The sequence below is a fragment of the Aeromonas sp. 600282 genome (genome assembly GCF_049175755.1).
In the GTDB taxonomy this organism is placed as follows: Bacteria; Pseudomonadota; Gammaproteobacteria; order Enterobacterales; family Aeromonadaceae; genus Aeromonas; species Aeromonas veronii_A.
In genome coordinates this window covers 591,180-611,758 of record NZ_JAAKVR010000001.1, presented here as the reverse complement: position 1 = coordinate 611,758, position 20,579 = coordinate 591,180, and the positions used below count along the sequence as shown (strand labels likewise).

Genomic DNA, 20,579 nt, shown 5'->3' with positions numbered 1-20,579 from the left:
TCTTATCCTCTGGTCACAGGGGTCAGCCCCTGACGTTGGGCGTATGCGTGGGCAAAGTGGAGTAAATCGGGGTCGTCAAACGGTGTCTCAGGCGCCTGATAGGGCAGATCCAGCAGGGCATATTTGCCCATCCCCAGCGTGTGGTAGGGGAGGAAGTGGATCTCCTGCACCGTGCCGAGGCTGGCAGCGGTGTCGGTGATGGCTTCGATCGACGCGTGGTCGGCATTGAAGCCGGGAATGAGTGGCACCCGGATCTGCATCGGCACGCCGCGCTCGGCGAGGCGCTTGAGGTTCGCGATGGGCAACTCCACCTTGCCGCGGGTCCAGTGGAAGAAACGTTCTTTATCCACGTGTTTGAGGTCCGCCAGCAGCAGATCCAGTGAGGGAAGGCTTTGCTCAATCTGGTGCCAGGGCACATGCAGGCAGCTCTCGACCGCGGTGTGCAGCCCTTCGGCCTTGCAGCGGGCCAGCAGGTTGGCAGCAAATTCGGGCTGCATAAACGGTTCGCCACCTGAGAGGGTGACGCCACCGCCGCTGCGCTCGAAGAAGGGGCGATCCCGCAAGATGGTGTCCATCAGGGTGTCCAGGGTTTCATCGCGGCCGCACACCTGCAGCGCTTCGCTTGGGCAGAGGCCGCGCAGCCGTTCCATATCATCGGCCTTGAGGGCAGAACGGCTGAGCTGGATGCCCTCGCTGTCACGCAAGATTGCCGGACAAGCCTGGCTGCAGAGCTGGCATCCCTCGATGCACTGGCGCCGGTCGAGTAGTATGTCCGGCTTGGGAGAGCGGCTTTCCGGGTTTTGACACCAGCGACAGGCCAGCGAGCACCCCTTGAGAAACACCAGGGTGCGAATGCCGGGGCCATCGTGAGTTGAATATCGTTGCAGGTCGAAAATCATACCGCCTCCTTTTGTATTTGCATTCTATTTTCTTTCATTCGAAAGTTGATTTGATTTCGATCAAGCTGTTTGCAGATGTTTTCTCGCTAGAATGGCGACATATTGAACATCCCGTTAAGGAGTTAGAGATGGAGCTGTATCTCGATACCGCCGATGTGGCGGCAGTGCGTCGCTGGTCACGGATCCTGCCGTTGGCCGGTGTCACCACCAATCCTTCCATTACCGCCGCCGGGGGATTGCCGCTCTGTGAGCTGCTGCCCGCCTTGCGCGATGTGCTGGGGCCCAAGGCGCGCCTGTTTGCCCAGGTGATGGCCAAAACCGAAACCGAGATGGTGCGCGAGGCGTTCGCTCTGCGTGAGCTGGACCCGGATCTGGTGATCAAAATCCCGGTATGCGCAGAGGGGCTGGCGGCCATCAAGAGCCTGACCGCCAACGGTGTGCCGACTTTGGGCACCGCTGTCTATACCCCGCTGCAGGGTTGGCTGGCGGCGGTGGCGGGGGCAGAGTACGTGGCGCCCTACGTCAACCGGCTGGATGCCCAGGGGGGTGACGGCATCGCCACCGTGCAGGAGCTGCAACAGCTGCTTGCGCTGCACGCGCCGAACAGCAAGGTGCTGGCGGCATCGTTCCGTACCCCGCGCCAGGCGCTCGACTGCCTGCTGGCGGGTTGCCAGTCCATCACTCTGCCGCTCGATGTGGCGGAGCAGCTGATGAACGTGCCAGCGGTGGATGCGGCGCTGGTGAAGTTCGATCAGGATTGGCAGCGCGCTTTCGGTCGCTGATTGCCTGATTGCAGTGACAGATGGGGGAGGGTGAGGAGACGCAGGAGGGGATTGGGATTGACCGACTAGACTTGTAATAGGCAGTCAGATGCGCTGGCTGCCTTGCGATCTACCGGAGGTATCCCATGAGCGACCATCTGCTGCTCCCCCATGGTGAAGATCTGCGACGTGCGGTGCGCTGGCTCAGTGAGCACCACCAGTACGATATCGCCGCCATCGAAGAGGCCAGCCAGCGTTTCGATCTCTCGCCGCTGGATGAGGAGTTTCTGATCCGGCACTGGCTCGATAGCCAGCGCCAGTCGTGAGGACAGAGTTAGAAGAAGTTGGTGAGGTTGATGCCAAACTCTTTGGGGTCGACCGTGCACTCGATGCTCTCCTTCACACTCGATCTGGCCAGATCCAGCCACTGCACATCGAGGTAGTGGCGCTGGGAAGCGTGATAGATCACCTTGACCACCGGCTTGAGCGGCTGCTGCTCGTTGCGCTGCATCACGATGGCCAACCGCTGGTTTGAAAGCTGTACCAGCGTTCCCACCGGATAGACCCCCATGCACTTGATGAACTTGGTGACCAGTTCGGCATCGAAGTGCTGGTTGACTCCCCTTAGCAGAATGCGAAAGGCCTGGGTGGGTTGCATGCCAGCCTTGTAGACTCTGTCGGCAGTTACTGCGTCATAGACATCGACAATACCGCTCATGCGGGTATAGAGGGAGAGTTCATCCCCTTTGAGCCTTAGTGGGTAGCCAGTACCATCGAGCCGCTCGTGGTGGTTGGCGGCTACTTCCAGCATGGTTGGGGTGATGCCGGGGGTATTGCGGAGAATGTCGTAGCTATGCACCACATGCTGGCGCATGATGGCAAACTCCTCGTCGGTCAGCTTGCCCGGTTTGTTGAGCACCTCGTCCGGCGTCATGATCTTGCCCACGTCGTGCAACAGCCCTCCCAGAGTCAACTCCTTGAGCACGCTGCGCTCCAGCCCCAGATAACGGCCGAAGTTGGCCAGCAGGATGGCCACGTTCATGGAGTGCTCCATCAGATAGGCATCCTTGGCACGAATACGGGCCAGGCAGAGCATGGCATCGCCATGGGTGAACATGGTGTCCACCATCTCCTCGGCGACTTCGGCGAGCGGGGTGATGTTGATGGGTTCACCCGCCTTGAGCTGACGAATGAACTTGCCTTGCAGCTCGCGCGCCTCCTGATAGAGGCGGCGGATCTTCAGCTCCCGCCCTTCGCCGTTGGCCCCGACCCGGCGTCCTGCCTGAGCACTGTTGGCATTGAGGTCAGGGGAGGTGATGGCGTCACTCTCGGTACTGCCCAGCTTGCTGCGGGCCAGATCGATGCGTACCGTGAGCACCCCCTGACGCACCAGATTGGCAATTTGCGCCACACTGGTCACCATGCCCATCCGGGCAATCTCCATCCCACCTGTCTGGCTGGCGATAGCAATGACATACATGCCGGGTTTCAGCTGGTTGACGGGAATGACGGGGTAGGATGCTTGAGACTTCATGAGGGCTTCCTGACTCTTATTATTATGAGTATCGTGCGGATGGATTGCACCCGAGAAGTGTAACATCGGATGACCAGTTCGTCATAATTGGCAACCCCTTAACAGTGGCGTTGTCGCCCCCGCCCGATATAATGACGCCCCTTTACTTGTTGGACTCCGAGGTTGTGAATGCGGCTTGATAAATTTCTGTGCGATTGTTCCGATTTGACCCGCTCGCTGGCAGGCAAACTGATCCGTCAGGGTGAGGTCATGGTGGATGGCATTGTGGTCAAGCAGCCTGCCTTTCATATCAATGAGCAGAGCCAGATCGAGTTTGACGGCGTGCTGCTGACGCTGGAGCAGCGCAACCGTTATTTCATGCTGCACAAACCGGAAGGGTATGTCTGCTCCAACGAGGATCCGGATCACCCGACCGTTTTCTTCCTGATGGATGAGCCGGCGATGGGCAAGCTGCACGTGGTGGGGCGCCTTGACCTCGATACCACCGGACTGGTGTTGGTGACCGACGATGGTCAATGGTCCCATCGCATCACCTCGCCGCGTCGCGAATGTGCCAAAACCTATCACGTCTGGCTGGCCGACCCGGTGAGCCCGGATGCAATCGAGTTGTTCGCCGAAGGGGTCTACCTGCGCAACGAGACCGATAAAACCCGTCCAGCCCAGCTGGAAATTCTCGGTGAGTGCGAGGCCAGGCTGACAATTCACGAAGGCAAGTACCATCAGGTCAAGCGGATGTTTGCCTCCATCGGTAACAAGGTCGTTGGCTTGCATCGCGAGCGGATTGGCGGCCTGACGCTGGATGAGACGCTTGCTCTCGGTGAATACCGTGAGCTGACCGTTGACGAGATCGCCCTGTTCTGATCAAGCTTGTTGCCGGGTGTCAGTGAGTGCTGAAACCCAGCACCAGTGCCGTACCCAGGGTGGCAATCAGTGCCCCCACCCAGGCGGCAATGGATGGCCGCTCCCCCGAGTGCCACCACAACAGTGGCAGCAGCAGTACCGGCGTGGTGGAGGAGAGAATGGCCACCATGCCAACCTCGCCCTGCCGTAACGCAATCAGGATCAGCGTCATGCCTAGCGTCATCGCCAGGAAGCCATTAGCGATGATCATAGCTAGGACCCTACGGTTGATAGGGTTTAACGGACGTGCGATAGGCATTCCTGCCAGTCGCAAGCTGCAGTGTGCCAGCAACGCGGTGGCCATTCTGACCCCGGACGCGCTGACGGCATCGACATTGCCGCTCATCATCACAGGTTTGGCGATGATCACACCGAGACTCTGGCAAAGCGCAGCGGTGAGACCCAGCGTGATGCCTATTCCCAGGCCGCCACGGATCTGCTCCCACTCGTTATTGTTGCTGCGCCTGCCAAACAGGATCGCCAGCATCACGCCGACAAAAACCAGCAAGGCACCCAGCAAGCGCCATCCGGTCAGTGGCTCATTAAACAACCAGAGCCCCAGCATGGCTGAGAAGAGGGCATGACAGGAGAAGAGCAGGCCGCTGCGTCTTGGGCCCATCCTGTTCATGCAGGCATAGAGCGCCGTATCACCAATAAAAATGCCGATAAGTCCGGAGAGGGCGAGCAGTGGAAGTGTGCCGGCGGTGAGGGTTTGCCAGCCGCCGCTGAGCAGGCTGATGCTGCCGAGCATCAGGCTGACCAGAAACATGCGCCAGCGGCTGTAGGCAAATGCGCCGAGATGACGGGCCGGTTTGACCGAAATCAGCGCTGCAATTGCCCATAAACTGGCCGAGGCGAGGGCCAGCCACTCATAACCCATAAAAACTCCTGAAAAAAATCTCCCGAAAGACTCCATCTCCCGGGCAAGCCCGATACAATACGGGGCGTTTTCGGGGATAACAAGCGCGGCATCAGGCATTCATAAGGCGAGCCGTCGGCCTTCCCCCTCCTGCAGTAGTTTTATTCGAGGTTTTGTCATGAGGTCTGGTTTCTTCCCCACGCTGGCGCGACGCTGGCTCCCCCCCCTATTGCTTGCCGCGCTGGCCGTTCCACAGGCTCATGCAACAGCCGTTGTACAGCAGCCTCCTGTGGCCGACCGGCAGATGTTGGTCAAAGGCAATGGTGCCGAACCGGAATCCCTTGACCCGGCACTGGTGCGCTCCGGTTTTCCGGGGGAAGCCGTGTTGGTCGATCTTTTTGAAGGGCTGGTCAGTGAGGATGGCCAGGGGCATATCGTCCCGGCTCAGGCACAGCGCTGGGAGGTCAGTGAAGATGGGCTGGAGTGGCGATTTTTCCTGCGCCCCCAACTGAAGTGGTCCAATGGCGAGCCGCTGGTGGCCGCTGATTTCGTCTATGCCTGGCGCCGTCTGCTCGATCCGGCCATCAACTCCCCTTCTGCCGGATTGCTGTTGGCCATGGGGATCAACAATGCGCAATCCATCTATGCCGGCGCACTGGAGCTCGACAATCTTGGCATTGAGGCGCAAAGCGATCAGATCCTGAAAGTCACCCTGGAGCGGCCGGTTCCTTATTTTTTGCAGCTAATAAGTCAGCGTCCCTTTGTACCGGTCAATCGGCAGGTGATAGCCCAGTTTGGCAAACAGTGGACCGAGCCCGGCAAGCTGGTGAGCAATGGGGCGTATCGTTTGGCTAGTTGGGTGCCTAACGAGAGACTCGAAGCCGAACGCAATATCCACTACTGGGACGATCGCCACACTCGCATCGGGCGAGTCACCTACCTGCCTATCACCTCGCAACATGCGGAGCGGTTGCGTTATGAGGCCGGTGAAATCCAGCTGACCAACAAGGTCTCCCTCGGCTATTACCAGAAGATGAAGCGCGGATCCCCGGAGCGGCTCTGGGGCTTGCCGCTGTTTGGTACCTATCTCTATGCATTCAATTTGAAACGCCCGGAACTGCAGGATGTGCGGGTGCGTCAGGCGCTCTCCATGGCGGTTGATCGACTGCAGCTCATTGAATCGGTGAGCGGGCAGGGTGAACAGGCGGCATGGTCGCTGTTGCCGGAGATGCCAGGTTACCCCCGGGTGGTATTGCCTGTCGCGCTTGAAGATATGCCGACCCGTCAGGCCAAAGCGGCTGCACTGCTGTCAGCGGCCGGGTATAACAGCGCTAATCCACTCAAGCTGAGCATTACCTACAACAGTGCCGACACCCACAAGCAGATGGCAATGGCCATTGCTGCCATGTGGCAGAAGCTGGGGGTACAGGTCACCCTCAACAGTCTGGAGTGGGGCGCCTATCAGGTGGCCAAGGATAGCGGTGATTTCCAGGTGGCCAGAAGTTTCCTGTTTGGCGATTACGTGGAGCCGTCAGCCATATTGGGCAGCTTCCGTTGTCAGGATCTGCGCAACGAGAGCGGCTACTGCAATCCCGATTTTGATCTGCTGCTGGAGCAGGCTGCCAATACGCTGGACAGTGCGAGTCGGGTTGAATTGTACCGGCATGCCGAACAGTTGCTGCTTGAAGAGGCGCCGATCCTCCCCGTGTATCATTACAATCAGATGAGACTGGTTGACCCCACCCTGCGGGGACTGCCCTGCCAGAATTTGAAAGGGACGATTGCCACCAAGGATCTCTATTTCAGCCCGCAGTGAGGAGCATTTCATGAAACTTGCCATCATTTCCGACATCCACGGCAGCATCATTGCGCTGGAGCGGGTATTGACCCGACTTGACTCCTGGCAGCCGGATCACTATCTGCTGCTCGGCGATCTGCTCAACCATGGCCCGCGTAATCCTCTGCCGGAAGGGTATAACCCGGCGGCAGTGGCTGACAGGCTCAACGAGCTTGCGCCACAGATCATCGCGGTGCGGGGCAATTGCGATTCCGAAGTGGATCAGATGCTGTTGCGCTTTCCCATCACCGCCCCCTACAACCAGTTGCTGATCGATGAGCGGCGCTGGTTTGTCAGCCACGGTCATCTTTATCGCCCGGACGAGGTACAGCTACCGCCGGGTAGTCTGTTCCTGAGCGGCCACACCCATGTACCTGTGCTGGAGTGGCAGGGGGAACGGATATTGATGAACCCGGGGTCAATCTGTTTCCCGCGCGGCGAGCTGCCAGCCAGTTATGGAAGCTATGAGGATGGGGTACTGCGCGTCAACGCGTGTGAGGATGGGCGGGAGTTGTTGCGCCTTGCGCTTTAAAACGAAGAGCAAAAATGCAAGGCCTGATAAGAGATGTCAGGCCTTGATACCGTAGGAGCGGGTGCCAGAGCGAGTATTGCCTTTGGCGTCATAGGTCAGGCTGTTGCGATCACGCAACTGACTCAGAAAGGTTGCCAGACGACGGTTGGAGACGATGCTCAATTCAAGCAAGCGACCGTTGATATCATTTTGTGCCTGGCAGGCATCCAGTTTTGCACGAAGCTGCGCCATCTCGTCGGGATAGGCTGCCAGCTGCAGTGCCAGTTCCGGCATCTCTGCCAGTGTCTTGTCCAGAGTTTCTATCGCAGCAAGCAACTGCTGTTTGCGCTCGGTCAGTGCAGGCAGGGCCAGTGCCTGATGCTGCTCGAGCAAGCTGAACTCCTCTTCCAGAATGCCTTGCATCTGGCTGAGGTAATCATCTTGGGTGTGCAGTAACGAAGGTAAGTCCATCATCCCAGAACTTTGTCCAGATTGGCCTCGAAACTGAACATCTTCTTGGCTACAGCGTCGCTGTTAACCTGATATTCGCCACTCGCGACGGCTTTTTTCAGTCGTTCAACCTTGCTCTCGTTGCCGGTTGAGGCGGTATTGAGGTTCTGTTGCATTTTTTGCAATTGTTGCGCCTCACTGGTCAAGGAGACGGAGTCCAGCTTGACAGTGGTCGCTTTGTTTTCGGGCGATGAGGTGACTGACTTGCTGCCTGTCCCTTGGCTATTAGCGGTATTTTGCAACCGATTATTCGCCAAGTTGTTGATATTGTTGATGGCCATTTTAGTTACCTTCGTCTGCTTTAAGGTTTGCTTACCTGTTTATCGGTGCGGCAGCTCAAAACTTTAGAAAAAAAATTGTTCAGGCTCCGGATATCAAAAAGTGACCGATGCGGCACCGACTGCTGTGACTTTACCTTCCACCGTTTTGCCGGAGCGAATATTGACGAGTTTGATGATCTCTCCGAAACTGCCATCTTGCAAGGCTCGGGCCATGGTTTTGATCTGGAAGTTGCTGTTTTCGGCTGTCAGGGTGACCTGATCCCCTTTACATATCACGCAAACCTGGCTCAAGCGGATGGGCTGTCCCGGTTTGATCTCCCGCTTGCTGCGTACCCCAATCAGAGGGGCCGGGTTGGTCAGATAGTCACCACGGATCAGGGTTTGATCCTGAAACGCCACTACCAGCTTGCTTTCATTCAGCAGATCCCCTTTGGTAATGGGGTCGGTGACAGTAACAAAGGGTTTTTGAATACTGACCCTTACCGGTAAGTAGACATCCCAGGGTTTTTCTTCCTCACACTTCATGTAAACAGTTGTATTACGACGAATTTCCATTTTTGCTGGCAAGCTGATGGTCAACAGATCATCGCAACGGGTTAGCGGGAGTCTCTCATCAAGGGTCGCGGCAGTGACCTCTGCTCTGGCATCCAGCGGCAGATCGAGTTGACCATAAACGAACTCTTGTGCCTGCTCTCTCAGATAGGTTGTGACATCCGAGGCATGGCTCGAGGATATGCTGCCAAAAAAGAGGCTGATGAGTAAAAGTCGGTTAATCATTTTCGCTCGTCGGTCGATAAGTTGTTCACGCATATCACCATATTTAACTATGATTGCTTCAGAATCTGTTTGTTGTCACATCGATAGTCTGACGCAATCCATCACGCATGCATGATTAATGCCAAGCGTTTTTAGGGAGTGTTTATGGCCAGTATCCTGGACTCGGTCAACCAACGTACCCAGCTAGTGGGGCAAAACCGGCTGGAATTGTTGTTGTTTCGTCTCAATGGACGTCAAAGATTTGGCATCAACGTATTCAAAGTGCGTGAAGTGTTGCAGTGCCCCCCCTTGACCGTGATGCCCAAGTTGAACTCCTGTATTCGCGGAGTGGCTCATATTCGTGGCCAGACTATCTCGGTCATCGATCTCAGCATGGCAATGGGCAAGCGCCCCATTGAAGATTTGAGCAAGTGCTTCATTATCATCTCCGAGTACAACCGCTCCATTCAGGGTTTTTTGGTGCACTCGGTCGAGCGCATCATCAATATGAACTGGGAATCTATCCTTCCTCCCCCCAAGGGGGCTGGTCGCATCAACTATATGACGGCGGTTACCGAGGTTGATGGCGAGTTGGTCGAGATCCTCGACGTTGAACGTATTCTCAACGAAATATCTCCGGTTTCTACTGAGGTCAGCCAGGAGCTGGTGGAGGCCAGTGTCGAGCATCCGACCTTGGGACGTCCCGTATTGGTTGCTGACGACTCTTCGGTTGCGCGCAAACAGGTACAGCGTGCGCTGGAGGCGATCGGAGTTGAATGCGTGCTGGCAAAAGATGGCCGCGAAGCATTGAACATGCTGCTGGAGATGACCAAAAATGGCCCTATCAAGGATCAGATTGCGCTGGTGATTTCCGATATCGAAATGCCCGAGATGGATGGCTATACATTCACTGCCGAGATCCGGAATAATCCCAATCTCAAAGATTTGCATGTTATTCTGCATACCTCGCTCAGTGGTGTATTTAACCAGGCTATGGTGCAAAAAGTTGGTGCAAACAACTTTATTGCCAAGTTCCAGCCTGATGAATTGGCCAAAGCCGTACAAAACGCACTCTAATTTAAAGAAGAACAGCTGCATGAAGACACTTTCGGATGACTTATACAAACAGTTCAGCAACTTTCTTGCGGTTCAGAGCGGGATCGTGCTGGGTGATAACAAACAGTATCTGGTGAAGAGCCGTCTTTCACCTTTGATGGCACAGTTTGGCATCGAGAGTCTGTCTGAACTGGTCACCCGTGCAATGAGTGTACGAGAGCGTGACCTGAAAATGGCGGTTGTTGATGCGATGACCACTAACGAGACCCTCTGGTTTCGTGATACATATCCGTTCCAGCTGCTGACCGACAAGATTTTTCCTGAATTGGGCAAAAGTGGTCGCCCTGTCAAGATTTGGTCTGCTGCCTCATCTTCGGGACAGGAGCCATATTCTATCGCCATGACGGCGCTGGAGCAGCAGATGAAGAAGCCGGGTACCTTGCCCGGTGGAGTGCAGATTGTCGGGACAGACATATCGACTACCATGCTGAATCAGTGCAAGGAAGGGGTATATGACAGTCTGGCTTTGGCACGCGGATTGTCGCCAGAGCGCAAGAAGATGTTTTTTGAGCCCTATGGTGACAACAAAATGCGGGTGGTAGAGCGAGTCAGAAAATTGACCACCTTCCGGCCGCTCAATCTGCTGGAGAGTTATAGTCTGCTCGGTAAATTTGACATCATTTTTTGCCGTAACGTGCTTATCTACTTTGCACCGGAAGTGAAGTCAAAAATCCTCAACCAGTTTGCATCCAGCCTCAATCCTGGTGGATACCTGATGCTGGGAGCGTCGGAATCGCTGGCGGGTTTGACTGACCGATTCGAGATGATTCGGTGCAATCCCGGAATTGTTTACAAGGTCAAATAACGTTGCAGCCCATGGTATTCAATGAGTTGTGATTGGTGACATTGTTTATAAGAGAAGGAGGCACAGTGCCTCCTTCTCTCTTTATGGCTCCATTCTTATAGCTCCATTCGTGATGGCATTGCGCCATGTTCCTATCTATCGCGCAGCAGATCCTTGCACTCCGTCTAAAGGCTTTCATAGCTAGGCTCGACAACCTGGCAACATTTTGAAAATCGTCTGGCACATCTCTTGCAAGCAAAATATACCAAGCAGGAGGTGTGCTATGGCTTTTTCATTCGACAAGGCATTTGGTATCCATCAATACACGCTGGGTGTTCGCGCCAAGCGTGCCGAGGTGTTGTCCAGCAATATTGCCAATGCGGACACGCCAGGTTTTAAAGCAAGGGATATCAACTTTGCACAGGCATTGCAGGATGCCCAGCATAAACAGGGTTTTGGCCTGGTAACAACCAGTGAAAAGCACTTTGCCTTGAATATGGATGCCCCCGGTACTGTTCAATACCGCAATCCGTTGCAGCCTGATACGGGTGATGGCAACACGGTGGATGTGCAGCAGGAGCGGAGCGAGTTCTTGCGCAACAGTCTGGAGTACCAAACCTCCCTGGAATTTATGAATCGCAAGATCAGTGGCCTGCTTAAAGCCCTGAAAGGAGAGCAGTGATGAGTTTGTTCAAGGTCTTTGATATTGCCGGCTCGGCCATGAGTGCGCAGTCCGTGCGTCTCAATACGGTTGCCAGCAATATGGCCAACGCGGACAGCGTAAGCTCCAGCGTGGAAAACACTTACCACGCAAGGCGGCCAATTTTTGCCGCTCAGCTCGATCAGGCCATGTCAGATAAGCAGGGATCGGTCGGCGTTGAGGTGAAGGGCATTGTCGAGAGCAAGGCTCCACTGCTCAAGGAGTACAACCCTAACCACCCGATGGCGGACAAGGATGGCTTTATCTTCAAACCGAACGTCAACATGGTTGAAGAGATGGCTGACATGATCAATGCCTCGCGCAGCTACCAGACCAATGTACAGGTTGCAGATTCGGCCAAGAAGATGCTGCAGCAGACGCTCCAGCTTGGCAAATCCTGATAGGAGGGATGCAACATGGTCGACACCACAAACAGTGTGAACGGCATTGGCCGTACCACGACCCAGACCACAGGCACCACAACGACGCCGAAGAAAGAGCTGGATCAGGCTTCGTTTATGAAACTGCTGACCATGCAACTATCATATCAGGATCCCTTCAAGCCGGTGGACAATGCCCAGATGCTCTCCCAGATGGCTTCCATGTCTACCTCGGAGGGGATCAGCAGTCTGTCTACCCAGATGGGCAAGCTCAATGAGCAGATGATCTCCAGCCAGGCTCTGCAAGCATCTTCTCTGGTTGGCCAGAATGTACTCTTGCCCAGCAATGTGGGCTATCTGGACAAGGAGGGCCCTGTCTCCGGTGTCGTTCAGGTTGGCACGACCAATCAATACGCGGGTGTCAAGATTATCGTTGAAGACGAGGCGGGTCAGGTCATCAAGGAATTTAGCCTGGAAGGAGAACAGAAGGGCAATGTGGAGATCGCCTGGGATGGCACTGACAAGGCGGGCAACCGGGTCAAGCCAGGCAAATACGTGATCAAGGCCAGTGGCAGTGTGGATGGCAAGGCAGAAACTATTCCCACATACGCTTATGGCAAGGTCGACAGCGTTGCCCTGGGGAATGCAACAAATCCCACAATGCTTAATTTGAAGGGACTGGGGAGCACCCTGCTGAGTTCCGTCCTGCAAATATCAGGCACCAATCCAAACCAGACGGCTACTCCGTCAAAAACCACGTCGACAGCATCGATCTAAGGAGCTGGATATGTCATTTAACAATGCCTTGAGCGGTGTCAACGCGGCACAAAAAGACTTGAACGTCACCGCTAACAACATTGCGAACGTCAATACAATGGGCTTTAAAGAGTCCCGTGCCGAGTTTGCGGATGTCTACGCCAACTCCATCTTTGTCAATGCCAAGACTCAGGTCGGTAACGGTGTGGCGACCGGTGCTGTTGCCCAGCAGTTCCATCAGGGTGCGCTGCAATTTACCAATAACGCGCTGGATTTGGCCATTCAGGGGAACGGCTTCTTTGTCACCTCTGATGGTTTGACCAACCTGGATCGCACTTACACCCGTGCCGGTGCATTCAAGCTCAATGAAAACAGCTATATGGTCAACAATCAGGGCCACTATCTGCAAGGCTACGAGATCAACGCCGATGGCACACCCAAGGCGGTCAGTATCAATGCGACCAAGCCGATCCAGATCCCTGATCGGGCGGGTGAGCCGATCAAAACCAGCAAGATTGATGCAAGTTTCAACTTGCCTTCCACCGCATCGCCCCTGCCTGCAGGTAATGGTGCGGGGGATGCCTCCACCTTTGACCCTAAGGATTCCAAAACCTACTCCTCATCCACCTCAGTGGTGATTTATGACTCGCTCGGTGAACCTCACACTATCACCCAGTATTTTGTCAAAGAAGCAGATCCAGCAGACCTGACCAAGCCAGCTAGCCCGACAGCTTGGCGCATGTATCTTTATCAAGGTGACAAGCCGGTCGATATCGTCGGAGGGGTGACGCCAACAATGGCCACAGGGTTGAATCCTGCACCTGCCGGTGCCCGAATTACCTTTGGTGCCGATGGTAAAATGATTACTCCGACCACACCGGCAAACATCCAAACGGAGCAGTTGGGGGCAGCAGGAGCGGGAATTATTACCAATGGTGCGGATCCTACCCAGCAGGTAGATATCACTTTCGGCACTGTGACCCAATATGCCTCACCGTTTGAAGTCAACAAGTTGTCACAGGATGGTTCCACTGTCGGCCGTTTGACCAAGGTCGAGATCACGCCGGATGGGATTGTCTCTGCAACCTACAGCAATGCCACCACCATCAAGGTAGCCATGGTGGCCATGGCCAAATTTGCCAACTCGCAAGGGCTGACCCAGGTGGGTGATACTTCCTGGCGGCAATCCCTGCTCTCCGGCGATGCTTTGCCGGGAACGCCCAATTCAGGCACCTTCGGTACCATCAAATCGTCGGCGCTGGAGCAATCCAACGTAGATTTGACCTCCGAACTGGTTGATCTGATCACTGCCCAGCGTAACTTCCAGGCGAACTCCCGCTCTCTGGAGGTCAACAGTTCGCTGCAGCAGACCATCTTGCAGATCCGTTAATTCCTCTCAGGCGACGGGGCACCTTGGGTGCCCCGTTTTTTTATCGTTCTCTACTGTCGAATGGCGTGGCATTCCCCTTCTGTTGGCATCCAAATTGCAGTTCTGCTGTCAGAGTCATCTGTTTGACGGAGAATCCCATGGATCACCTGCTTTATATCGCCATGTCCGGGGCCAAAGAGAACATGAACAGCCTGGCTGTTCGCGGTAATAACCTCGCCAATGCCAATACCACCGGCTTTAAATCCGATTTCGAGCAGGCCCGCAGCATGCAGGCCTTTGGTGAGGGGCTGCCCAGTCGGGTATTTGCCATGACGGAACGTCCCGGCCAGAACCTGCAGCATGGCATGTTGATGACCACGGGGAGGGATCTTGACGTGGCGGTGGATGGTCCCGGCTGGATTGCGGTGCAAGATCCGAAGGGGGGGGAGGCCTATACCCGTATGGGAAATCTGCAGGTCAATGCGACTGGCAACCTGCAGACCTCTACCGGCTTGAACGTCGTGGATGACGGTGGTCAACCCATCGTGCTGCCAATGCCGATGGAGAAGCTGGAGATTAACCGGGATGGCACCATCAGTGGCCGTCCTGAAGGGGCCGCCGCGAATTTGTCGGAAGATTTTCAGCGGATCAAACTGGTTAACCCGGCCGCCGATGCGGTAGAGAAGGGCCAGGATGGGCTTTTTCGGCGCAAAGATGGCCAGAATGAGCCTGCCTCTGCCAACGTTGGCCTGATCGCCGGCTCCCTGGAGGGGAGCAATGTCAATGTGGTGGATGAGATGACCAACCTGATCCGGTTACAACGACAGTTTGAAACCCAGGTCAAGATGATGAAAACGGCCGAAGAGAATGACGAGGCCCAAACCCAGTTGCTGCGTATCAGCTAATCAAGGAGTTACCTATGAATCCTGCACTCTGGATCAGCAAGACCGGGTTGGATGCTCAGCAGACCAATATTTCGGTCACCTCGAACAACCTGGCGAACGCCAGCACCGTTGGTTTCAAGAAATCGCGGGCCATTTTCGAGGATCTGCTCTATCAAAACATCAATCAGCCCGGCGGCCGTTCGTCGGCGGATACCGAGTTGCCCTCCGGCTTGATGCTTGGCGCGGGCGCCAAGGTGGTGGCTACCCAGAAAAACCACAGTCAGGGCAACGTACAGACTACGGATAATTCGCTGGATCTGATGATCAGTGGCCGTGGCTACTTTGAAATTCAATTGCCCGACGGCAGCCTGGCCTATACCCGTAATGGGCAATTCACCCTTAACAGCGAAGGCACCATAGTGACGCCGGGTAACGGTTATCCCCTGCAGCCAGAAATCCAGATCCCGGAAAATGCCCAGAGTGTCACTGTCGGCACTGATGGTCAGGTCTCGGTACAGCTGAAGGGGGATGGTGCTTCTCAAGTGGTCGGACAGATCACCCTGTCAGATTTTGTCAATGCCAGTGGTCTGCAGCCGATGGGTGAGAACATGTTTCTGGAAACCCAGTCCAGCGGTGCAGCCATTCAGGGAACTGCAGGGGCGGATGGCATGGGGGTCTTGAAGCAAGGGATGCTGGAAAGCTCCAACGTTAACGTCACCGAAGAGCTGGTGAATCTGATCCAGGCTCAGCGGGTCTACGAGATGAACTCTAAAGTCCTCTCTGCGGTGGATGGCATGATGTCCTTCCTGATCCAGCGGACCTAATGGGGAGAGCCATGATGAAAAGCGTATGGATACTGGGGTTGCTGGTGTTGGGGGGGTGTAGCAGTACTCCCAATACACCCAGGCCTGATGACCCCGAGTTTTCCCCCGTATACGGGGAGTCGGAGCCAGTCTCGGTGAGACCGACAGGTGCTATTTTTCAGCCGGATCAGGTTAATGGCATCTATTCGGATATCAAGGCGCACAAGGTGGGTGACATCATCACCATCGAGCTGGCCGAGTCCACTTCCGCCTCGAAGAAGGCAAATACCCAGAGTGGCAAGGATAACAAGTTTAATCTGGATCCGGTGACGCTGGGGGGCGTGCCTGTCACTGCCAGCCCCTATGATCTCTCCGCATCCATCGCTCAAAACAGTGCCTTCAAGGGGCAGGCCAAGGCGGATCAGAGCAACAGCCTGCAAGGCAATATTTCGGTCAGTGTGGCCAAGGTACTGCCCAATGGCAATCTGCTGGTACGGGGCGAGAAGTGGATCATGCTCAACAATGGCAATGAGTATATCCGTATCACAGGTCTGATTAGACCGGAGGATGTCACCTCGGATAACAGCGTGTCATCCCAGAAAGTGGCGAATGCCCGTATCTACTATGGTGGTACCGGCGATCTTGCCAATACCCAGGAACAGGGATGGCTTACCAGCTTTTTCAATGGTCCATGGTGGCCGCTCTAGGAGATGTTATGAAGTCACTCCGTTTGGTTACTCTGCTCTGCTGTCTACTGCCTTTGGGGATGGCGAATGCCGCCCGGATAAAGGACATCAGCTCAGTAGAGGGGGTGCGTAGCAACCAGTTGATCGGCTACGGTCTGGTCGTGGGTCTACCCGGTACCGGCGAGAAGAACAACGCCTTTACCGAACAGACCTTCCGCACCATGCTCAACAACTTTGGTATCAAGGTACCGGACAACATCAAACCCAAGATCAAGGATGTGGCGCCGGTGGCAATCCATGCGGATTTGCCGCCGTTTGCCAAGCCGGGCCAGACCATAGACGTCACTGTTTCTGCCATCGGTGAGGCCAAGAGCCTGCGCGGTGGTACGCTGCTGCAGAGTTTCCTGAAAGGGCTGGATGGGCGGGTCTATGCGGTCGCGCAGGGCAGCCTGGTGGTCGGCGGGTTGGGGGCCGAGGGGGCTGATGGCTCCAAGGTGGTGGTCAATACTCCGACCGTCGGCCGCATTGCCAATGGTGCCACCGTAGAGCGAGAGGTGCCCAATGCCTTCAGCCAGGGTGACACCATCACATTCAATCTCAATCGCCCCGATTTTACCACCGCGCGTCGGTTGGCCGATGTGGTCAACGATCTGGTGGGGCCCAATACTGCGCAGGCACTCGATGCCACTTCGGTCAAGGTTTATGCCCCACGAGATCCGGGTCAACGGGTCTCCTATCTGGCGACCATCGAGAACCTGGAGGTGGATCCGGCCAACGAGGCGGCCAAGATCATCGTCAACTCCCGCACCGGCACCATCGTTATCGGCAGTCAGGTGAAGCTCAAACCGGCGGCCATCAGCCACGGAGGCCTGACGGTGACCATAGCCGAAAACCAGCAGGTTTCTCAACCCAACCCGCTGGCGGGGGGCGAGACCACGGTCACCAACAACTCGACCATCAATGTCCAGCAGGAGCCCGGGCGGATGTTCAAGTTTGATACCGGTGCGACTCTGGACGATCTGGTCCGAGCGGTCAATCAGGTCGGGGTCGCCCCCGGTGATTTGATGGCTATCCTTGAGGCGCTGCAGCAGGCAGGTGCCATCGAGGGGCAACTGGTCATATTGTAACTGGCGGCAAGTGATTGCCACGGGTGGCAATGAGGTAAGCAAAATGGCGGAGTTTGACACCAACAGCGGCATGAATCTCGGGGTGGTGCAGGATATCAAGAACCTGGACCGTCTGCGCCAGATGAGCCACAGCAAAGAGGGGCAGGCCGAGGCACTGCAGGGGGCTGCGCGCCAGTTCGAGTCAATCTTTACCCAGATGTTGTTTCAGAGCATGCGTCAGGCCAACGGGGTGTTGACTCAGGACAACCCGATGAACAGCAGCTATACCCAGTTCTATGAAGGGATGCTGGATGAACAGCGAGTGGCAGACATGTCCAGCAAGGGGGGGCTTGGATTGGCTGACATGGTTGCCAGGCAGCTCTCACCGGCGACATTTGTCCATCAGGATGGCCGGGTGCTCAAGATGCCGCAACGGACGGAACGGGTCTATAAACCCTACGAGCCACCCAAGGCGGCTGCTACTGATTTGATCTCGGCATCAAAAGTTGGCAAAGATTTTGCTGAAAAAGAGATGACCGAGGGGGTCAAGGAGAGCCACGCACTCACTATGCCCCGTCGACCGCACCGCAGCATTCCGCCCATGGGACGTATGGCCAGCGAAGAGGGCAGTGCCGCCAGTAGTGGGGGCAAAGAGTTCGATACGCCGGAAGAGTTCGTTCATCGCCTGATGCCGCTGGCCAAGAAAGCGGCCGACAAGTTGGGGTTAAGCCCGGCGGTACTGGTCGCTCAGGCGGCACTGGAGAGCGGCTGGGGCAAACGGGTGATCAAGGATGGTGAAGGGCAGATGACCCATAACCTGTTTGGCATCAAGGCCGATCCTCGCTGGGAAGGGCCCAAGGCGGTAGTCAGCACCCTGGAATATGAAGAGGGTGTGGCGTCCCGCCAGAAAGCGGCGTTTCGTTCCTATGGCTCGTTTGAAGAGAGCTTCAACGACTATGTGGACTTTCTCACCTCCGGTTCCCGCTACAAGGGGGCCCTGGCCAGAGTGGACAGTCCGGATCGCTACTTCGAGGCGCTGCAACAGGCGGGTTATGCCACCGACCCGCACTATGCCAGAAAACTGAAACAGGTATTGCGCAGTGATGCCATTGCCCGATACAACGAGATGGAGCTGTAACATATGGCAAGCGATCTGCTTGGAATTGGTACATCGGGCGTGCTGGCACAGCAGCGCCTGCTGCAGAGCACCAGTAACAATATCGTAAACGTCAATAGCCAGGGCTATGTGCGTGAGCGTACGCTGGTGTTTACCAATGCCATCGGTCTTGGCACCGGTGACATCAGGACCGAGCGGGTAATCAACAGCTATATGCAGGGAGAAGTGCGTCGCGATACCTCTGCCTTTTACGCATCCCTGACTCATTACGAGCAGCTGGCCGGCGTGGATCGCCTGCTGGGAGACAGCAGCAATAGCGTAGGGGAGACCATCACCTCTTATTTCAAGTCCTTTCATTCGGCAAATGAATCACCCGCCGAGATCGGTGGCCGCAAGGTAGTGATGACGGAGCTGAGCGGTATGGTGAACCGCTTTCACACACTCTCGGCCCAGCTCGACAAGCAGAGCGATACCCTCAACACCCGTATTGAAGATGAGACCAAGCAGGTCAACAGTCTGCTCACCAGCATCAATGATCTCAACCAGGCGATCATCCGTACTCAGGGGTCTCCCGAAGAGAACCTGATGCTGTTTGATCAGCGTGACGAGGCGATCAGGCAGCTCTCCGAGAAGATGGATATCCGTACCGTAACCCAGGCTAACGGCAGCGTATTGGTCAATATGAGCACTGGTCATTCGCTGATCCTGGATGGGGGCGTTGCCCAGTTCAAGGTGGTGGCGGGCGATCCCGATTCCCGTGATCAGGAGTTGCAGCTGACTCTTGGCGACAATCAGGCTCTCATCGATCACGATACCTTCGGGGGGGCCATGGGAGGGCTGTTCAAGGCGCGTACCGACCTGGAGCCGACCAAGCGTGAACTGGGCCAGCTGGCCGTTGCGATGGCGGATGCCATGAACCAGCAAAACCGTCTCGGGATGGATCTGGACAACGAGTTGGGCAGCGATATTTTCACCCTGCCAACCAGCAAGGGATTGCCTTATGGCGACAACACAGGGTCGGTCGGAGCGAATGTCAGCTTTGTACCCGGCAAAGGAAGCTCTGTAACCCCCTTCGACTATGAAGTGCGCTTTAGCAGTGCGAGCGGATATGAAGTGTTCTCGCTGGACAAATCTGGTAATCGCACCTCTGTGGCGACGGGCACCACGCCGCCAGCAACGTTTGAACTGGCTGGCCACGGGATCTCGATCGATCTCACCGGTACGCCAGCGGCAGGAGACAAGCTGCTGCTGCAACCAACCAAGGGGGCTGCTGCCGGGCTGGCTCAGCAGATCAACCGGCCGGAAGACCTGGCCTTGGCTGCACCTCTCAAAGTACAGAAGACTACCAACAACATCGGCAGTGCAGACATCAAGCTCGATGGCATCTTCAATACCGGAACGGGTTCCGGTTTTGGTACCAACAGCCTGGATCCCGCCGCTCCCCAGATCGTCAAGATCGGCAATAACGGCAATTATGAGGTGTATGCCGGTGATGGCACTACCTTGATCGGTGTCGCGCCGGCAGCCAGCAAAGGGCAGAATTTGATGGCCTCGATAGTAAACCCCTTTCCGGGTGGGCCTGCGGTCTACAGCAACCCGAAACAGAGCCCGGGCTACGAGTTCAGCATTACCGGCACGGTAGAACAAACCGACAGCTTCCAGCTTAGTTACAACACCAATGGTTTTGCTGATAACAGCAATGGTCTGGCAATGGCTGAGTTGCAGAACAAGGATCTGGTACGCAAAAGCACCAATGGTGGTACCACCAACGACAAGATGACCTTTAACCAGGCTTACTCCGGGTTGGTGATGGAAGTGGGTAACAATACCAGTCAGGCAAAAACCCTGCTCAAGGCTAATGAATCCAAGCTGATCCAGAGTACCGGGATCTACGAGAGCGTCTCCGGGGTCAATCTGGAGGAGGAAGCGGCCAATCTGATCCGTTTCCAGCAATCTTACGCGGCATCCGCGCAGGTGGTCAGTACGGCCAAAACCATCTTCGATACACTGCTTTCGTCCGTGAGGTAACG

23 protein-coding genes are annotated in these 20,579 nt (G+C 55.8%); 17 read left to right on the top strand and 6 right to left on the bottom strand.

The window, feature by feature from the left end; translation table 11 throughout:
* Positions 1-2: 2 nt before the first annotated feature.
* Positions 3-899: a glycyl-radical enzyme activating protein gene (locus G5137_RS02630; protein WP_216954122.1), complete on the bottom strand. Its 897-nt coding sequence runs from the start codon at positions 897-899 to the stop codon at positions 3-5.
* A gap of 128 nt (positions 900-1,027) precedes the next feature.
* Here G5137_RS02630 and fsa point away from each other — a divergent pair, with 128 nt between their 5' ends.
* On the top strand, positions 1,028-1,681 hold the full coding sequence (fsa, locus tag G5137_RS02625; protein WP_227340846.1) for a fructose-6-phosphate aldolase: 654 nt from the start codon (positions 1,028-1,030) through the stop codon (positions 1,679-1,681).
* Between the two features lie 125 nt (positions 1,682-1,806).
* Positions 1,807-1,986, top strand: coding sequence for a hypothetical protein (locus tag G5137_RS02620; RefSeq protein ID WP_227340845.1), 180 nt, complete (start codon positions 1,807-1,809; stop codon positions 1,984-1,986).
* Positions 1,987-1,994: 8 nt separating this feature from the next.
* Here G5137_RS02620 and G5137_RS02615 read toward each other — a convergent pair whose 3' ends face one another.
* Complete coding sequence (locus tag G5137_RS02615; protein ID WP_421254856.1) at positions 1,995-3,194, bottom strand: HD-GYP domain-containing protein; 1,200 nt, start codon at positions 3,192-3,194, stop codon at positions 1,995-1,997.
* A gap of 168 nt (positions 3,195-3,362) precedes the next feature.
* Here G5137_RS02615 and rsuA point away from each other — a divergent pair, with 168 nt between their 5' ends.
* Positions 3,363-4,055 (top strand): 16S rRNA pseudouridine(516) synthase RsuA, encoded by a 693-nt coding sequence (gene rsuA, locus G5137_RS02610; protein WP_421208144.1) that lies wholly within the window; start codon positions 3,363-3,365, stop codon positions 4,053-4,055.
* 19 nt (positions 4,056-4,074) lie between these two features.
* Here the strand turns inward: rsuA and G5137_RS02605 are convergent, their stop codons facing one another.
* Positions 4,075-4,974 carry a DMT family transporter gene (locus G5137_RS02605; RefSeq protein ID WP_421208145.1) on the bottom strand — a complete coding sequence of 300 codons (900 nt, stop codon included), beginning with the start codon at positions 4,972-4,974 and terminating at the stop codon, positions 4,075-4,077.
* A 157-nt stretch (positions 4,975-5,131) separates the two neighbouring features.
* On the opposite strand from G5137_RS02605, the gene G5137_RS02600 reads away from it, so the two are divergent.
* Positions 5,132-6,769 (top strand): peptide ABC transporter substrate-binding protein, encoded by a 1,638-nt coding sequence (locus tag G5137_RS02600; protein WP_421235709.1) that lies wholly within the window; start codon positions 5,132-5,134, stop codon positions 6,767-6,769.
* A gap of 10 nt (positions 6,770-6,779) precedes the next feature.
* Complete coding sequence (gene yfcE, locus G5137_RS02595; protein ID WP_421221482.1) at positions 6,780-7,322, top strand: phosphodiesterase; 543 nt, start codon at positions 6,780-6,782, stop codon at positions 7,320-7,322.
* Positions 7,323-7,358: 36 nt separating this feature from the next.
* Here yfcE and G5137_RS02590 read toward each other — a convergent pair whose 3' ends face one another.
* From G5137_RS02590 to flgA, 3 genes are all read right to left on the bottom strand, one after another.
* A complete protein-coding gene (locus G5137_RS02590; protein WP_040066163.1) occupies positions 7,359-7,775 on the bottom strand; it encodes a flagella synthesis protein FlgN in 417 nt (138 codons plus the stop codon).
* Positions 7,772-8,092, bottom strand: coding sequence for a flagellar biosynthesis anti-sigma factor FlgM (flgM, locus tag G5137_RS02585; RefSeq protein WP_005344518.1), 321 nt, complete (start codon positions 8,090-8,092; stop codon positions 7,772-7,774). Before flgM ends, G5137_RS02590 begins: the two co-directional genes overlap by 4 nt.
* 93 nt (positions 8,093-8,185) lie before the next feature.
* A complete protein-coding gene (flgA, locus tag G5137_RS02580) occupies positions 8,186-8,869 on the bottom strand; it encodes a flagellar basal body P-ring formation chaperone FlgA (protein WP_421204980.1) in 684 nt (227 codons plus the stop codon).
* 144 nt (positions 8,870-9,013) lie between these two features.
* Between flgA and G5137_RS02575 the strand changes: the two genes are divergently transcribed.
* From G5137_RS02575 to G5137_RS02520, 12 genes are all read left to right on the top strand, one after another.
* Entirely contained in the window at positions 9,014-9,925 is a 912-nt protein-coding gene (locus G5137_RS02575) for a chemotaxis protein CheV (protein ID WP_005344523.1), read from the top strand.
* 19 nt (positions 9,926-9,944) lie between these two features.
* Positions 9,945-10,769 carry a CheR family methyltransferase gene (locus tag G5137_RS02570; RefSeq protein ID WP_005344525.1) on the top strand — a complete coding sequence of 275 codons (825 nt, stop codon included), beginning with the start codon at positions 9,945-9,947 and terminating at the stop codon, positions 10,767-10,769.
* A gap of 262 nt (positions 10,770-11,031) precedes the next feature.
* A complete protein-coding gene (flgB, locus tag G5137_RS02565; protein ID WP_005344526.1) occupies positions 11,032-11,430 on the top strand; it encodes a flagellar basal body rod protein FlgB in 399 nt (132 codons plus the stop codon).
* Positions 11,430-11,849, top strand: a complete 420-nt coding sequence (gene flgC, locus G5137_RS02560) for a flagellar basal body rod protein FlgC (protein WP_005344527.1) — start codon at positions 11,430-11,432, stop codon at positions 11,847-11,849. Before flgB ends, flgC begins: the two co-directional genes overlap by 1 nt.
* 15 nt (positions 11,850-11,864) lie before the next feature.
* Positions 11,865-12,605, top strand: a complete 741-nt coding sequence (locus G5137_RS02555; protein ID WP_216954111.1) for a flagellar hook assembly protein FlgD — start codon at positions 11,865-11,867, stop codon at positions 12,603-12,605.
* A 10-nt stretch (positions 12,606-12,615) separates the two neighbouring features.
* Positions 12,616-13,974, top strand: a complete 1,359-nt coding sequence (gene flgE / locus G5137_RS02550) for a flagellar hook protein FlgE (RefSeq protein ID WP_421173084.1) — start codon at positions 12,616-12,618, stop codon at positions 13,972-13,974.
* 137 nt (positions 13,975-14,111) lie between these two features.
* A complete protein-coding gene (gene flgF, locus G5137_RS02545; protein ID WP_005344530.1) occupies positions 14,112-14,858 on the top strand; it encodes a flagellar basal-body rod protein FlgF in 747 nt (248 codons plus the stop codon).
* 14 nt (positions 14,859-14,872) lie between these two features.
* On the top strand, positions 14,873-15,661 hold the full coding sequence (gene flgG, locus G5137_RS02540) for a flagellar basal-body rod protein FlgG (RefSeq protein WP_216954109.1): 789 nt from the start codon (positions 14,873-14,875) through the stop codon (positions 15,659-15,661).
* A 14-nt stretch (positions 15,662-15,675) separates the two neighbouring features.
* On the top strand, positions 15,676-16,347 hold the full coding sequence (gene flgH, locus G5137_RS02535; protein ID WP_421254880.1) for a flagellar basal body L-ring protein FlgH: 672 nt from the start codon (positions 15,676-15,678) through the stop codon (positions 16,345-16,347).
* Between the two features lie 8 nt (positions 16,348-16,355).
* Positions 16,356-17,453, top strand: a complete 1,098-nt coding sequence (locus G5137_RS02530; RefSeq protein WP_216954108.1) for a flagellar basal body P-ring protein FlgI — start codon at positions 16,356-16,358, stop codon at positions 17,451-17,453.
* Between the two features lie 43 nt (positions 17,454-17,496).
* Positions 17,497-18,570 carry a flagellar assembly peptidoglycan hydrolase FlgJ gene (gene flgJ, locus G5137_RS02525; protein ID WP_421204658.1) on the top strand — a complete coding sequence of 358 codons (1,074 nt, stop codon included), beginning with the start codon at positions 17,497-17,499 and terminating at the stop codon, positions 18,568-18,570.
* 3 nt (positions 18,571-18,573) lie between these two features.
* The gene (locus tag G5137_RS02520) at positions 18,574-20,577 is read left to right on the top strand and encodes a FlgK family flagellar hook-associated protein (protein ID WP_421254855.1); all 2,004 of its coding nucleotides are present in this window, start codon (positions 18,574-18,576) and stop codon (positions 20,575-20,577) included.
* Positions 20,578-20,579: the final 2 nt, after the last annotated feature.

What these genes read in the sequence shown, in the direction of transcription:
- G5137_RS02630 (WP_216954122.1), bottom strand. Translation starts at nt 899, where the DNA reads ATGATTTTCGACCTGCAACGATATTCAACTCACGATGGCCCCGGCATT.
- fsa (WP_227340846.1), top strand. Translation starts at nt 1,028, where the DNA reads ATGGAGCTGTATCTCGATACCGCCGATGTGGCGGCAGTGCGTCGCTGG.
- G5137_RS02620 (WP_227340845.1), top strand. Translation starts at nt 1,807, where the DNA reads ATGAGCGACCATCTGCTGCTCCCCCATGGTGAAGATCTGCGACGTGCG.
- G5137_RS02615 (WP_421254856.1), bottom strand. Translation starts at nt 3,194, where the DNA reads ATGAAGTCTCAAGCATCCTACCCCGTCATTCCCGTCAACCAGCTGAAA.
- rsuA (WP_421208144.1), top strand. Translation starts at nt 3,363, where the DNA reads ATGCGGCTTGATAAATTTCTGTGCGATTGTTCCGATTTGACCCGCTCG.
- G5137_RS02605 (WP_421208145.1), bottom strand. Translation starts at nt 4,974, where the DNA reads ATGGGTTATGAGTGGCTGGCCCTCGCCTCGGCCAGTTTATGGGCAATT.
- G5137_RS02600 (WP_421235709.1), top strand. Translation starts at nt 5,132, where the DNA reads ATGAGGTCTGGTTTCTTCCCCACGCTGGCGCGACGCTGGCTCCCCCCC.
- yfcE (WP_421221482.1), top strand. Translation starts at nt 6,780, where the DNA reads ATGAAACTTGCCATCATTTCCGACATCCACGGCAGCATCATTGCGCTG.
- G5137_RS02590 (WP_040066163.1), bottom strand. Translation starts at nt 7,775, where the DNA reads ATGATGGACTTACCTTCGTTACTGCACACCCAAGATGATTACCTCAGC.
- flgM (WP_005344518.1), bottom strand. Translation starts at nt 8,092, where the DNA reads ATGGCCATCAACAATATCAACAACTTGGCGAATAATCGGTTGCAAAAT.
- flgA (WP_421204980.1), bottom strand. Translation starts at nt 8,869, where the DNA reads ATGATTAACCGACTTTTACTCATCAGCCTCTTTTTTGGCAGCATATCC.
- G5137_RS02575 (WP_005344523.1), top strand. Translation starts at nt 9,014, where the DNA reads ATGGCCAGTATCCTGGACTCGGTCAACCAACGTACCCAGCTAGTGGGG.
- G5137_RS02570 (WP_005344525.1), top strand. Translation starts at nt 9,945, where the DNA reads ATGAAGACACTTTCGGATGACTTATACAAACAGTTCAGCAACTTTCTT.
- flgB (WP_005344526.1), top strand. Translation starts at nt 11,032, where the DNA reads ATGGCTTTTTCATTCGACAAGGCATTTGGTATCCATCAATACACGCTG.
- flgC (WP_005344527.1), top strand. Translation starts at nt 11,430, where the DNA reads ATGAGTTTGTTCAAGGTCTTTGATATTGCCGGCTCGGCCATGAGTGCG.
- G5137_RS02555 (WP_216954111.1), top strand. Translation starts at nt 11,865, where the DNA reads ATGGTCGACACCACAAACAGTGTGAACGGCATTGGCCGTACCACGACC.
- flgE (WP_421173084.1), top strand. Translation starts at nt 12,616, where the DNA reads ATGTCATTTAACAATGCCTTGAGCGGTGTCAACGCGGCACAAAAAGAC.
- flgF (WP_005344530.1), top strand. Translation starts at nt 14,112, where the DNA reads ATGGATCACCTGCTTTATATCGCCATGTCCGGGGCCAAAGAGAACATG.
- flgG (WP_216954109.1), top strand. Translation starts at nt 14,873, where the DNA reads ATGAATCCTGCACTCTGGATCAGCAAGACCGGGTTGGATGCTCAGCAG.
- flgH (WP_421254880.1), top strand. Translation starts at nt 15,676, where the DNA reads ATGAAAAGCGTATGGATACTGGGGTTGCTGGTGTTGGGGGGGTGTAGC.
- G5137_RS02530 (WP_216954108.1), top strand. Translation starts at nt 16,356, where the DNA reads ATGAAGTCACTCCGTTTGGTTACTCTGCTCTGCTGTCTACTGCCTTTG.
- flgJ (WP_421204658.1), top strand. Translation starts at nt 17,497, where the DNA reads ATGGCGGAGTTTGACACCAACAGCGGCATGAATCTCGGGGTGGTGCAG.
- G5137_RS02520 (WP_421254855.1), top strand. Translation starts at nt 18,574, where the DNA reads ATGGCAAGCGATCTGCTTGGAATTGGTACATCGGGCGTGCTGGCACAG.